This window comes from Streptomyces sp. P6-2-1 (assembly GCF_050613165.1).
GTDB lineage: Bacteria > Actinomycetota > Actinomycetes > Streptomycetales > Streptomycetaceae > Streptomyces.
In genome coordinates, this window is record NZ_CP192513.1 from 6,714,595 (window position 1) to 6,727,553 (window position 12,959).

Annotated in this window: 11 protein-coding genes; 10 read left to right on the forward strand and 1 reads right to left on the reverse strand. The window is 74.7% G+C overall.

All coding sequences use genetic code 11. The features are described 5' to 3' along the window. Positions 1-63: 63 nt before the first annotated feature. On the reverse strand, positions 64-825 hold the full coding sequence (locus ACQYWQ_RS28250) for a FadR/GntR family transcriptional regulator (protein ID WP_431038575.1): 762 nt from the start codon (positions 823-825) through the stop codon (positions 64-66). Positions 826-1,087: 262 nt separating this feature from the next. Between ACQYWQ_RS28250 and ACQYWQ_RS28255 the strand changes: the two genes are divergently transcribed. The 10 genes from ACQYWQ_RS28255 to ACQYWQ_RS28300 all read left to right on the forward strand — a co-directional run bounded on the left by ACQYWQ_RS28255 (position 1,088) and on the right by ACQYWQ_RS28300 (position 12,939). Continuing rightward, positions 1,088-2,200 carry a sugar ABC transporter substrate-binding protein gene (locus ACQYWQ_RS28255; protein ID WP_431038576.1) on the forward strand — a complete coding sequence of 371 codons (1,113 nt, stop codon included), beginning with the start codon at positions 1,088-1,090 and terminating at the stop codon, positions 2,198-2,200. After that, positions 2,197-3,837, forward strand: coding sequence for a sugar ABC transporter ATP-binding protein (locus ACQYWQ_RS28260; RefSeq protein ID WP_431038577.1), 1,641 nt, complete (start codon positions 2,197-2,199; stop codon positions 3,835-3,837). Before ACQYWQ_RS28255 ends, ACQYWQ_RS28260 begins: the two co-directional genes overlap by 4 nt. Before the next feature lie 11 nt (positions 3,838-3,848). Beyond that, positions 3,849-4,859: an ABC transporter permease gene (locus ACQYWQ_RS28265; protein WP_431039386.1), complete on the forward strand. Its 1,011-nt coding sequence runs from the start codon at positions 3,849-3,851 to the stop codon at positions 4,857-4,859. A 151-nt stretch (positions 4,860-5,010) separates the two neighbouring features. Then, entirely contained in the window at positions 5,011-6,354 is a 1,344-nt protein-coding gene (locus ACQYWQ_RS28270; protein WP_431038579.1) for an enolase C-terminal domain-like protein, read from the forward strand. Between the two features lie 147 nt (positions 6,355-6,501). Continuing rightward, on the forward strand, positions 6,502-7,440 hold the full coding sequence (locus ACQYWQ_RS28275; protein WP_431038581.1) for a DUF6777 domain-containing protein: 939 nt from the start codon (positions 6,502-6,504) through the stop codon (positions 7,438-7,440). A gap of 214 nt (positions 7,441-7,654) precedes the next feature. Then, complete coding sequence (locus ACQYWQ_RS28280; RefSeq protein WP_431039387.1) at positions 7,655-9,796, forward strand: SpoIIE family protein phosphatase; 2,142 nt, start codon at positions 7,655-7,657, stop codon at positions 9,794-9,796. 57 nt (positions 9,797-9,853) lie between these two features. Beyond that, a complete protein-coding gene (locus tag ACQYWQ_RS28285; RefSeq protein ID WP_431038583.1) occupies positions 9,854-10,717 on the forward strand; it encodes an Fpg/Nei family DNA glycosylase in 864 nt (287 codons plus the stop codon). A gap of 130 nt (positions 10,718-10,847) precedes the next feature. Then, entirely contained in the window at positions 10,848-11,171 is a 324-nt protein-coding gene (locus tag ACQYWQ_RS28290) for a DUF1905 domain-containing protein (RefSeq protein WP_431038585.1), read from the forward strand. Positions 11,172-11,283: 112 nt separating this feature from the next. Beyond that, positions 11,284-12,042 carry a LytR/AlgR family response regulator transcription factor gene (locus tag ACQYWQ_RS28295; protein ID WP_431038586.1) on the forward strand — a complete coding sequence of 253 codons (759 nt, stop codon included), beginning with the start codon at positions 11,284-11,286 and terminating at the stop codon, positions 12,040-12,042. 72 nt (positions 12,043-12,114) lie between these two features. Further along, positions 12,115-12,939 (forward strand): hypothetical protein, encoded by an 825-nt coding sequence (locus ACQYWQ_RS28300; RefSeq protein ID WP_431038588.1) that lies wholly within the window; start codon positions 12,115-12,117, stop codon positions 12,937-12,939. The last annotated feature ends 20 nt before the right edge of the window (positions 12,940-12,959 follow it).

The following is a 12,959-nucleotide window of genomic DNA, read 5'->3' on the forward strand; positions in this document are numbered from 1 at the left end:
CGGTCCCGAGCGCACCAGCCGCCGGGTGGGGCCCACGCGGTGGACGTGCCCCCGCGCCCCGTCTCACCCGCCGGTCCCGCCCCCGCCCTCCGTCGCCTCCTGCCGTGCCAGGTGCCCGGCGAGCCAGTCCTCCACCGCTCCCACGTGTGCCGCAGCGGCCGCGCGGGCGGCCTCCGGGTCGTGGGCGAGCAAGGCCCGGTGGATGCGGGCGTGTTCGTCCCTCGTACGGGCGAAGGCGCCCTCCTCCTGGAGGCCGCGCCACACGCGGGCCCTGAAGGTGCGCGAGGAGAGGCCCTCCAGGATCGCGGCGAGCGAGGCGTTCCCCGCGGCGCGCGCGATCGCCCGGTGGAAGGCGAGGTCGTGGGCGAGGATCACCTCGGGGTCCTCGGTCGCGTGCATCGCGGCCAGCTCGGCCGCCACCTCGGCGAGCCCCGCCGCGTCGATACGGGCCGCCGCGAGCGCCGTCGCCGTCGACTCCAGGACCCGCCGCACCTCCAGGAGTTCGAGGAGCTGCGGGCCGCGCGAGAGCCCGGCCACCACGCCGAAGGTCTCCAGGAGGTCACCGGCCCGCAGGTGGGTCACGTACACCCCCGAACCGTGCCGCGCCTCCAGGACGCCCATCACCGTCAGCGCCCGGATGGCCTCGCGCATCGAGCTGCGCGAGATACCGAGCCGCGCCGCCAGGTCCCGCTCGTTCGGCAGCCGTTCCCCCGGGTGCAGCCTGTCCTCGGCGATCATCGCCTTGACCTGCTCGATGGCCCGCTGGGTCACCGTCACGCCGCGCCCCGCATCCCCGTCCCCGCGCGGCTCCTCCGCCTCCGGCACGCCGTTCCCCTTCCGCCTGTTCGGGCAGCGAGTCTAACCCGGTCCCCCCGCCCCCGTACCGGCAAGTGATCCGACCAATAGTCGAGTTGAAGCGCAGAAACCCGCGCACAGGGGCTTGTGCATGCCAAGTGGTCGGATCACTATCGCAGCGGCCGGGCTTTTCCGGCCGCCGTACGGGCCACCCGTGCGGGCACCGCCGGGGACGCGCCAGCCACCGCCCCCGCCCACGCACCCGACACCCGCACGACGAGGAGTCACGAGCATGGCCGGCAGCACAGCGCGAAGCAGTACACGGGGAGCCCGCCAGGGGCGCGCGAGCAGGGTGGTCCGGCGCAGGGCCGGGGCCGTCGGCGCGCTCGCCTGCGCGGCCCTCCTCCTCGCCGCCTGCGGCAGCACCGACAGCCCGGGCGCCGCACCCGGCAAGGGCGGCGCGGGCGGGAAGGACGGCAAGGTCGGCGTCATCCTGCCGCTCCTCACCTCGCCCTTCTGGCAGTCGTACAACGACTACGTGCCGAAGATGGCGAAGAGCGAAGGCGTCGACGCGCTCAAGACCGTCAACTCCAACAGCGACCCCGCGCAGCAGATCACCGATATGAACAACCAGCTCAACCAGGGCGTCAAGGGCATCGTCGTCGCCCCGCTCGACAGCGCGGCCATCGCCGCGGGGCTCCAGCAGGCCGAGCGCAAGAACGTGCCCGTCGTCGCCGTGGACGTCGCCCCCGAGAAGGGCAAGGTCGCGATGGTCGTGCGCGCCGACAACGTCGCGTACGGCGAGAAGGCGTGCGACTACCTCGGCGAGAAGGTCAAGAAGGGCAAGGTCGTGCAGATCATGGGCGACCTCGCCTCGGTCAACGGGCGCGACCGCTCGACCGCCTTCCGTGACTGCGCCAAGAAGAAGTACCCGGACCTCAAGGTCCTGGAGATCCCCGCCAAGTGGGAGTCCGACACGGCGGCCGCGAAGCTCGACACGCTGCTCGGCGCGCATCCCGACATCAAGGGCATCTACCTCCAGGCGGGCGGCGTCTACCTCGCCCCGGCCCTCCAGACCCTGAAGTCGAAGAAGCTCCTGTTCCCCGCCGGGGACAAGCGCCACGTCGCGATCATCTCCAACGACGGCATCCCGCAGGAGTTCGACGCCATCCGCCGCGGCGACATCGACGCGACCGTCTCGCAGCCCGCCGACACCTACGCCAAGTACGGCATGTACTACATCAAGGCCGCGATGGCCGGGAAGACCTTCGCGCCCGGGCCCACCGACCACGACTCGACCATCGTCAAGACCCCCTCGGGGAACCTGGAGGACCAGCTTCCCGCGCCGCTCGTCACGAAGGAGAACGTCGACGACCCGAAGCTGTGGGGGAACACCGTCAAATGACCAGCCCCGCCAGCCCCGCCAGCCCCGCCGACCCCGCCAGCCCGCAGGACCCGCCGCCCCTCGCCGAGGCCCGAGCCGTCAGCAAGCGGTACGGCGCGACCGTGGCGCTCGCCGACGGGCGCCTCACCGTCCGCGCCGGTGAATCGCACGCCCTCGTCGGCCGCAACGGAGCGGGCAAGTCCACGCTCGTCTCGCTCCTCACCGGGCTCCAGGCGCCCGACAGCGGTGACATCCGCTTCGACGGAGCCCCCGCGCCCGCACTCGCCGACCGCACGGCCTGGCGCGCCAAGGTCGCCTGCGTCTACCAGAAACCGACCGTCGTCCCCGACCTCACCGTCGCCGAGAACCTCTTCCTGCACCGTCAGCCCACCGGGCGCGGCGGCCTCATCTCCTGGCGCCGCCTGCGCGCCGAGGCCACCGAACTGCTCGGCCACTGGGACGTGCGCGTCGACCCGGGTGCCAGGACGGGGGACCTGCGGGTCGAGGACAGGCAGATGGTCGAGATCGCCCGCGCGCTGAGCATCGGGGCCCGCTTCATCGTCCTGGACGAGCCCACGGCCCAGCTCGACAGCCGCGAGATCGACCGCCTCTTCACGCGCATGCGGGCCTTGCAGGAAGCGGGCATCACCTTCCTGTTCATCTCGCACCACCTCCAGGAGGTGTACGAGGTGTGCCAGACCGTCACGGTGCTGCGCGACGCGCGCTGGATCACCACCGCCCCGGTCGCCGCACTCCCGCGCGCTGCGCTCGTCGAGGCGATGGCGGGCGAGGCCGTCACCACCACCACGTACACCCCGCGCCACGCCGTACCCGAAGCGGCACCCCTCGTCCTCGACGTCGCCGGGCTCACGGGCGAGGGTTACACGGACGTGTCGCTGACCGTGCGCGAGGGCGAGGTGGTCGGGCTCGCGGGAAGCAGCGGCAGCGGCAAGATCCAGCTCGCCGAGACCCTCGCGGGGCTGCGCACACCGCGCGCGGGGCGCGCCACCGTGCTCGGGCGCCCGCTGCCCTTCGGCGACGTCGCCGCGACGCTGCGCGCGGGCGTCGGCTGCGTCCCGCGCGACCGGCATGAACAGGGTCTCGTCTTCGGGATGACGGTCGGCGACAACGCGACACTCGGCGTGCTGGACAGGCTCGGGCGGTACGGGTTCGTGCCGCCCGCGCGCAAACGCGCCCTCGCCACCGCGCTCATCGACCGGCTCGGCATCCGCACCGAGGGCCCGGGCCAGCCCGTCTCCGGCCTGTCGGGGGGCAACGCCCAGAAGGTCGTCATGGCCCGCGCGCTCGCCTCGGACCCGAAGGTCCTCGTCCTCGTCAACCCGACGGCGGGCGTGGACGTGCGCTCCAAGGAGTCGCTGCTCGCCCGGGTCGACTCGGCGCGCGAGGACGGCACCGCCGTGCTCGTCGTCTCCGACGAACTCGACGACCTGCGCCGCTGCGACCGCGTCCTCGTCCTCTTCCACGGCCGGGTCACCGCCGCCTTCCCCGCCGGCTGGCACGACCACCGGCTCATCGCCGCCATCGAGGGGGTCTCCGGCACCGATGACGGGGCCGAGGCGGACGCGGGGCCGCCCTCCGCACCGCGCCCCGTCAACCCCGTACCCCCGCAGAACTCACCCGAAGGGAAGAGGCCGTGACCCAGACCACCATGCCCACCGAGACCCGCGCGAAGACGGCCGGCCCGCCGGGAACGCGTTCCGTGCTCCTGCGCCGCGCGCGCGAACTCGCCCTCGTGCCCGCCCTGGTGCTGCTCCTCGTGCTCGGCGCCGTACTCAACGACGCCTTCCTCACCGAGGCGAACCTCATCTCCGTGCTCGGCGCCTCGGCCGCGCTCGCGCTCGTCGTCCTCGCCGAGTCCCTCGTCCTCATCACGGGGAAGTTCGACCTCTCGCTCGAATCGGTCGTCGGGATGGCCCCCGCGGTCGGCGCGATGCTCGTCCTCCCGGCGAGCGCCGCCGGTTTCGGCACCGAGGTGCCCACCTGGCTCGCGCTCCTCGCCGTCCTCGTCGCCGGGGCACTCATCGGCGCGTTCAACGGCTTCCTCGTCGTCAGGCTCAAGCTCAACGCCTTCATCGTCACGCTCGCGATGCTCATCGTCCTGCGCGGGCTCCTCGTCGGCTCCACGGACGGCAAGACGCTCTTCGGGATGCCCGACGCCTTCTACACGCTCTCCACCACGACGCTGCTGCGCGTCCCGCTCTCGGTGTGGGTGGCCGCCGTCTGCTTCGCGCTCGCGGGGCTCTTCCTCACGTACCACCGCGTCGGGCGCGCGCTCTACGCGATCGGCGGCAACCCCGAGGCGGCACGCGCGGCCGGGGTGCGGGTCGAGCGCGTCATGCTCGGCGTGTTCGTCGTCGCCGGGCTGCTCGCCGCGCTCGGCGGGCTCATGCAGACGGGGTACGTCGGCGCGATCAACGCCAACCAGGGCCAGAACATGATCTTCACCGTGTTCGCCGCCGCCGTCATCGGCGGCATCAGCCTCGACGGCGGCAAGGGCACGATGTTCGGCGCGCTCACCGGGGTCCTGCTCCTCGGCGTCGTGCAGAACCTCCTGACCCTCGCCCAGGTCCCCGCCCCGTGGACCCAGGCGATCTACGGCGGCATCATCCTCGTCGCGCTGATCCTGGCCCGGGTGACGACCGGGCGCGCGCAGGACTGAGCCGCGCCCCCGCCGCCGGGCCCGCCCGTCCCGCGGCGCTCGCCCCGCGGCTCCCGCCCGCCCCAAGCCGCGGCCCCCGCCGGTCCTGCCGTGCGCAGGTGCCGGTGTGCTCCGGTACGTGCCCCGTCGCCCCGACCGAGAGAGGTCACCCGTGACCGCTACGCCCGCCCGCGTCACCGCCGTCGACACGCTCGACGTCCGCTTCCCCACCTCCCGCGAGCTGGACGGCTCCGACGCGATGAACCCGGACCCCGACTACTCCGCCGCCTACGTCGTGCTGCGCACCGACGCGGACGACGGACACGAGGGGCACGGCTTCGCCTTCACCATCGGGCGGGGCAACGAGGTGCAGGTCGCGGCGATCGACGCGCTGCGCCCCTACGTGCTCGGCCGCTCCGTCGACGCGCTGTGCGCCGACCCGGCGAGCCTCGCGGGCGACCTCGTCGGGGACAGCCAACTGCGGTGGCTGGGGCCGGAGAAGGGCGTGATGCACATGGCGATCGGGGCGGTGCTCAACGCGGTGTGGGACCTCGCGGCGAAGCGGCGCGGGCTGCCGCTGTGGCGGCTGCTCGCCGAGGCCGAGCCCGCCTGGCTCGTCTCCCAGGTCGACTTCCGCTACCTCAGCGACGCGCTCACGCCCGCGGAGGCCCTCGCCCTCCTCACCCGGGGGCGCGAGGGCGCCGCCGCGCGCACCGCGCGCCTGCGCGCCGAGGGCTACCCCGCCTACACCACCTCGCCCGGCTGGCTCGGCTACGACGACGCGAAACTCGAACGGCTCGCCCGCGAGGCCGTCGCCGACGGCTTCCGCCAGATCAAGCTCAAGGTCGGCGCCGACCTCGCCGACGACATCAGGCGCTGCCGCGTCGCGCGCGCGGCGATCGGCCCCGACGTGCGGCTCGCGCTCGACGCCAACCAGCGCTGGGACGTCGAGCGTGCCGTGACCTGGGTACGCGCGCTCGCGCCGTACGCGCCGTACTGGATCGAGGAGCCGACGAGCCCCGACGACGTGCTCGGCCACGCCGCGATCCGCCGCGCCGTCGCCCCGGTCCGGGTCGCGACGGGCGAGCACGTCGCCAACCGCGTCGTCTTCAAGCAGCTGCTCCAGGCCGGGGCCGTCGACGTCGTGCAGATCGACGCGGCCCGCGTAGGCGGCGTCAACGAGAACCTCGCGATCCTCCTGCTCGCCGCCAAGCACGGCGTCCCCGTCTGCCCGCACGCCGGGGGAGTGGGGCTGTGCGAACTCGTCCAGCACCTGTCCATGTTCGACTACGTGGCGCTCTCGGGCACCACGGAGGACCGCGCCATCGAGTACGTGGACCACCTCCACGCGCACTTCCGCGCCCCCGTCGTCATCGACCGCGCCCACTACCGCGCACCCGAGACCCCCGGCTTCTCCGCCGAGATGCGCCCCGACTCGCTCGCGACGTACCGCTACCCGGACGGCGCGTACTGGGCGGCGGAGCGGAAGGCGGGCGCCGCGGGGTACGGGGGCTGACCGGCCGAGCGGGATGATTCCTCCCGTTTGCGCCGTTCCGTCCCGCCCGGCACACAATGGCGCAGCACCCGGAGCGGCCCCGCGCGGACCGTGCCGGGTCCGAGCGGTCGTGCCCACCGGGGGCGCCGCCCGAGCCGGGAGGACACCGTGCGCACAGCTCTCCGGACGACCCCCGCCGTCCTCGCCTTCGGCGCGCTCGCCCTGTTCGGCCTCGGGGCCGCCGGGTGCGGCGCCGCGGGGCTGCGTGCCGAGGCGGTCACCGGCCCCGTCCTGGAGTCCGCCGGTGCGCGCGGGCCCGACCCCTTCACCGCCTCGGCGACGCGCGCGGCACCCACCCCGCTCACCCGGACGGAGCAGCCACTGCCGAAGGGTGAGGGCGGCAAGGACGACAGGCCGCGTCTGGTCGCGGGGGACACCCCCGGGCTCTACGCGGGCCTGCCGCCCCGTACCGGGTGTGACGTCCGCGCCCAGTCCAGGCTCCTCACGGCCGACCGCCCGCGCGCCACCGCCTTCGCCCGCGCGGCGGGGACGCCCGCCGCCGGGCTCGGCCGCTGGCTCGACGACCTGACCCCCGTCGTGCTGCGCGCCGACACCCTGGTCACGGCGCACGGCTACGCGAAGGGCGAGGTCACCACGTACCGCGCCGTCCTCCAGTCCGGCACCGCCGTGCTCGTCGACGCGCACGGCGTGCCCCGGGTGCGCTGCGCCTGCGGCAACCCGCTCGGGCAGGCGGGCGGCACCCTCGGGACGCCGCGCGGCACCCGCTGGAAGGGGTACGAGGCGGGCGAGGTCCGCGCCGTCGCGCCCGCGGCGCGCGCCCTCGCCGTGCTCACCCTCGCCGACCCCGCGCGCGGCCGCTGGGTGGAGCGGCCCGTGGGCGACGACGGCACCCACGACCACGCGGTACGGGAGCCGAGCGCGCCGCCGAGCGCGCCCCCCACCGAGCCGCCCGATGAGGAGCCGAGCCCCGATTCCTCCGGGCCCTGGGAGACCGTGGCCCCCTCCACGGACCCCGGCGAGACCCCGACGGAGGGTGGCGAGGAGACCGCGCGGAGCGTGCGGCTCGGCCAGGGGCGGAGGGGGTGAGGGCGGGGGAGGGCGCGCGAGGGGCCTCGCGCCGGTGCGCGGGGGCCGCGCGGCAGGGCCCGTGAATCCGGCGCCGGGGCTGTTCTTGGGCGCCACAACGGAGCAAAATGGTATAAAACCTACCTTTCGGGAGCGGGTCCTCGCAGCGAGGACGCGCACCACCCGGCGAGAGCCGGACGAGGGCCTAGGGGGCTTCATGGCAGAACCGGGAGCGATGCGACACGGCGCGACCACCGGCCCCCGCCCGGAGGCCGCGCCGCGCCGCGAGAGCGCGCCGTCCCCGGTCGGCACGCCGGACAGCGCCGCAGCCTGTCCCGAGGACTGGCCGGCCCACCCCGACCCGATCCTCGCCATGAACCGCATGGGCAGCTTCGACTGGGACCTCGACAGCGGCCGCATGCACATGGACCAGCAGGCACTCGCCGTCTTCGAACTGCGCGCCGAGCGCTTCGACGACCTCGCCACCACCGCGTCCGCGCAGATGCCCCGCGCCGAGCGCGACCGGATGGCGGCCGTGGTCAAGGACGCCATCACCTCGGGCCACGAGACCTACGCCGGGTACTTCCGTATCCGCCAGGCGGACGGCTCGCTGCGCTGGACCCACACCCAGGGCTACATCCGCCGCGACGCCGACGGCAGGGCTCGTCGGGTCTTCGGCATCGTCCGCGACGCGACGCAGGAGCTGAGCGACACCACCGCGCGCCGCGAGCAGGCCTCGGAACTGCGCCGTCGCACGAGCGTCGTCGAGCGCACCACGGCGGCGCTCGCCGCCGCGCGCACCGTCGGGGACGTCCTCGACGTCCTGCGCGAACAGGACGGCCTCGTGCGTCTCGGCGCCGACTCGCTCGTCGTCGGCCTCCTCGAACAGGGCCGCATCCGGCTCGTCGCCGACGGCCCCAGCGGCGGCTTCGTCCCCGGCACCCGCTGGACCCGCGTCGACGAGCCGTACCCCATGAGCGACGTCGTGCGCACCCTGCGCCCCGTCTACCTGGAGGACGCCGACACCTTCGCCGTCACCTACCCCGAGCTGTGGAGCCGCATCAGCCACCTCGGGCTCGCCTCGGCCGCGTACCTGCCGCTCGTGGCGCAGGGCGAGCCGATCGGCTCGCTCGGCCTCTTCTACCGGCAGGCCCACGCCTTCACCGCCGAGGAGCGCAACGTCCTCATCGCGCTCGGCAGCAGCCTCGCGCAGAGCCTCCAGCGCGCCATGCTCTACGAGCAGGAGAAGGACCTCGCCCAGGGCCTCCAGCAGGCGATGCTCCCGCGCACCATCCCCGAGGTCCGCGGCGCCGAGGTCGCGGTGCGCTACCGCGCGGCGAGCGCGGGCCGCGACGTCGGCGGCGACTGGTACGACCTCGTACCGCTCCCCGGCGGGCGCACCGGGGCCGTCATCGGCGACGTCCAGGGCCACGACACGCACGCCGCGGCCGTCATGGGCCAGCTCCGCATCGCGCTGCGCGCCTACGCGGCCGAGGGCCACCCCCCGGCGACCGTCATGGCCCGCACCTCGCTCTTCCTCGACGAACTCGACACCGACCGCTTCGCGACCTGCCTCTACGCCGAGGCCGACCTCAGCACGGGAGTCCTCCAGCTCGTACGCGCCGGACACCTCGACCCCTTCCTCATGGCCCCCGACGGCTCGGCCCGCCGCGTGCCCGTGCCCGGCGGGCTCCCGCTCGGGCTCTCCTCGCAGTTCGGCGCCCTCGACTACCCCGTGTCGACCCTGGAGCTGGACCCCGGCGCCACCCTGCTCCTGTGCACCGACGGGCTCGTGGAAGTCCCCGGGGACGACCTCGACGACGGCTTCGCGACACTCGCGACACGGCTGCGCACCGGGCCGCGCGACCTGCGGCTGCTCGCCGACCTGCTCACGACGAGCGTCGAGCGGCGCGGCGGCGAGGACGACGTCGCCGTGCTGCTCCTGCGCCGCCGCGCCACCGCGGGCGCCCCGCTCTACGGCGGCAGGCTCCAGCAGCACGTCTCGCCCGGCGACCCGCGCGACCTCGCCGAGGCGCGCCGCATGATCCGCTCCGCCGTCCGCTCCTGGGGCGCGGGCGCCCGCGCGGATGACATCGAACTCGCCACGGACGAACTCGTCGTCAACGCGCTCACCCACACGGAGGGCCCGTCCCTCGTCACGCTCCGCGTGCTCACCGGGGTCGTGCGCCGCCTGCGGGTCGAGGTCGAGGACTCGTCGAGCGCGCTGCCGAGGCGGCGCCAGGCGGACGCGGAGGGCCAGTCGGGGCGCGGGCTCATGCTCGTCGACATGCTCGCGGACGCGTGGGGCGTCGAGGCGCGGGGCGCGGGCAAGTGCGTGTGGTGCGAGTTCGAGGTGCGCAGGCCGGGCGAGGAGTGACGCGGGGCTCCGCCCGAGCGCTGGCTTTCGCGCCGCGGCGGAGGCAGTCTGGGAGCCATGCCCGAACTGCCCGAGGTCGAGGCCCTGCGGGACTTCCTCGACGACCACCTCGTCGGCCGCACCCCCACGCGCGTCCTGCCCGTCGCGGTCAACGTGCTCAAGACCTACGACCCGCCGCCGAGCGCCCTCGTGGGGCACGAGGTCACGGATGTGCGGCGGTACGGGAAGTTCCTCGACCTCGTCACGAACGGCGGCCCCCACCTCGTGACGCACCTCGCCCGCGCGGGCTGGCTCAGGTGGCAGGACAAGATCCCCGACACGCCGCCGAAGCCGGGACGCGGCCCGCTCGCGCTGCGCCTCGTCCTCGACGACGGCTCCGGCTTCGACCTCACCGAGGCCGGTACGCAGAAACGCCTCGCGGTTTACGTGGTCGACGACCCGCGGTCCGTCCCCGGCATCGCCCGCCTCGGGCCCGACCCGCTCGCCCCCGGCTTCGACCGTGCCGCCTTCGCCGGGCTGCTGCGTGGCGAGCGCCGCCGGCTCAAGGGCGCCCTGCGCGACCAGAGCCTCATCGCCGGGGTCGGCAACGCGTACAGCGACGAGATCCTGCACGCGGCGAAGCTGTCCCCGTTCAAGAGCGCGGGCCACCTCACCGAGGAGGAGACGAGCCGCCTGTACGAGGCCCTGCGCACGACCCTCACCGAGGCGGTCGCCCGCTCGCGGGGCGTCGCGGCGGGCCGCCTCAAGGCGGAGAAGAAGAGCGGCCTGCGCGTGCACGGCCGCACGGGCGAGCCCTGCCCCGTCTGCGGCGACACGATCCGCGAGGTCTCCTTCGCCGACTCCTCGCTCCAGTACTGCCCGACCTGCCAGACCGGCGGCAAACCCCTCGCCGACCGGCGCCTGTCCCGCCTCCTCAAGTAGCCCGCCCCCGCCCGCCCCCGCACGCCCCCGCCGCCCTCCCCGGCTCCCGCGCCTCCGCCCCTGTCGCAGCCCCGGGTACCCTGCGGCCGACCGCCCGCAAGCGACCGGCAAGCGACCGACAGGGGTACCCGTGGACGCCTCCTTCTCCGCCCGCGTCATCGAGTGGCGCGGCCCCGCGCCCTTCTTCTTCCTCCCGCTCCCCGACGACCAGGCCGACGATCTCCGCGAGGCCGCCGCCTTCGCCAGCTACGGCTGGGGCTGCGTCCCCGTCGAGGCCCGCCTCGCGGGCACCGCCTTCACGACCTCCCTCATCCCGCGCGAAGGCGGCTACCTCCTCCCCCTCAAGAAGGCGGTCCGCGCCCCGCACGGGCTCGGCCCGGGCGACGAAGCGACGGTGGACCTCACGGTCCGCGTCCCCGGCGCGCAAACGCGTCCCCGGCGAGCCCTCCCGTGAGGAGGCGGCACGCCACCACCTCGCGCTCGTACGGGCCCATCGCCGTGCTGACGCCAGAAGGTGGCTCCGCCCCAGGGTCGCCCGGGGCCCGTACCGCCTAGACTCCTGCGCCATGCTGCGCGTACTGGCCGTCGACGACGAGGAACCCGCGCTCGCGGAACTGCTCTACCTGCTGCGGGCCGACCCGCGCGTCACGAGCGCCGAGGGCGCCACCGACGCGACCGAGGCGCTGCGCAGGCTCGGGCAGGGGATGGAGGACGGGGGCGGCGCCGATCCGGTCGACGTGCTCTTCCTCGACATCCGCATGGCCGGGCTCTCCGGGCTCGACGTCGCACGGCTGCTCGCCGGGTTCGCGCGGCCCCCGCTCGTCGTCTTCGTCACCGCGCACGAGGACTTCGCGGTCACCGCCTTCGACCTCAAGGCCGTCGACTACGTCCTCAAACCGGTCCGCAGGGACCGCCTCGCCGAGGCCGTGCGCCGTGTCGCCGAACGCGTCGAGGCCCGCGCCCCGCGCCCCGCGCTCCCCGCCACCACGACCGCCGCGCACATCCCCGTCGAACTCGGCGGCGTGACGCGCCTCGTGCCCGTCGCCGACATCGCGTACGTCGAGGCCCAGGGCGACTACGCGCGCCTGCACACCGCCGACGGCAGCCACCTCGTGCGCGTCCCGCTCACCACGCTCGAAGAGCGCTGGCAGCCGCACGGATTCGTCCGCATCCACCGCAGCCACCTCGTCGCCCTCCACCGCGTCGAGGAACTGCGCCTCGACGGCGGCGGCATGAGCGTCCGCATCGGCACGGCGGTGCTCGCCGTCTCGCGCCGCCACGCGAGCCGCCTGCGCGAACTGCTCCTCAAACGCGCGGGAGGCTGACCCGGGGGCGCGGGGCCGCGCGAAGCGCGCGGGAGGCTGACCCGGGGCGCGGTGCCGCGTACGCTGCCGCGCATGTGCATATCTGCGGCACCCGCCGCCTTCTCCGGCACGACCCTCTACTGCGGGCGCCTGCGCCACGAGCGCCACGGTCTCGTCCACGTACTCGGCTACCAGAACACCGCCGAGAACCACGCGGAAGGGCCCAACGCGATGATCCTGCACCTGCCCGCCCGCGCGCTGACCCCCGGTCACTTCCTCGGCACCGCGGGCGACGACGGCATCCTGCGCCGCATGGTCGACGCCGTGCGCCCGCGCCGCGCCGCCGCCGGGGGCATGGACTGGATGGACTTCGAAGCCCCGCGCTCCGTGCAGGTCTTCGAGCACGACGTCTACACCGTGCTCCTCGCCGCCGACCCCACCGACGTCCCCGCCGCGCTCCACCGCGTTCCCGCCCGCCGCCGCCCCGCACTCGACCCCGGACTCCTCGCCTTCTACGCCGAGCACTTCCCGGCGCACACCTTCGCGATCTGCTGCTTCGACAACGCCGAGGCCCGCACCGCGAAACCGCTCCTGCTCTGGTACGAGCCGCTCGACCCCGACGTCCTCACGGTCCCCGCCCTGGACAGCCACACCGGCGGCGCCCCCGACCTCACCGCCCACGTGCCCACCGACCACTGGGTGCTGTTCTCGACCGACGAGGCCCCCGAGGGCTGGGGCGCGCCCGTCGCCCACCCGCCCGCGACGCGCCACGCCCTGCGCGCCTTCCTGCCCACGAGAGTCGTGGGCCGCCGCTACGAAGAGCCGCTCCCCAACGGCGACTTCAGCATCACGCACGCCGAACTCCTCGCCGGGACACACCTGGAGCACGTACCCCGCGTAGCCCCCGCGGGACCCTGAGCGACCTCGCCACTTTCCCG

Excerpts from the sequence above, each read along its gene's own strand:
- ACQYWQ_RS28255 (WP_431038576.1), top strand. The coding sequence starts at position 1,088 with ATGGCCGGCAGCACAGCGCGAAGCAGTACACGGGGAGCCCGCCAGGGG.
- ACQYWQ_RS28260 (WP_431038577.1), top strand. The coding sequence starts at position 2,197 with ATGACCAGCCCCGCCAGCCCCGCCAGCCCCGCCGACCCCGCCAGCCCG.
- ACQYWQ_RS28265 (WP_431039386.1), top strand. The coding sequence starts at position 3,849 with ATGCCCACCGAGACCCGCGCGAAGACGGCCGGCCCGCCGGGAACGCGT.
- ACQYWQ_RS28280 (WP_431039387.1), top strand. The coding sequence starts at position 7,655 with ATGCGACACGGCGCGACCACCGGCCCCCGCCCGGAGGCCGCGCCGCGC.
- ACQYWQ_RS28285 (WP_431038583.1), top strand. The coding sequence starts at position 9,854 with ATGCCCGAACTGCCCGAGGTCGAGGCCCTGCGGGACTTCCTCGACGAC.
- ACQYWQ_RS28295 (WP_431038586.1), top strand. The coding sequence starts at position 11,284 with ATGCTGCGCGTACTGGCCGTCGACGACGAGGAACCCGCGCTCGCGGAA.
- ACQYWQ_RS28300 (WP_431038588.1), top strand. The coding sequence starts at position 12,115 with ATGTGCATATCTGCGGCACCCGCCGCCTTCTCCGGCACGACCCTCTAC.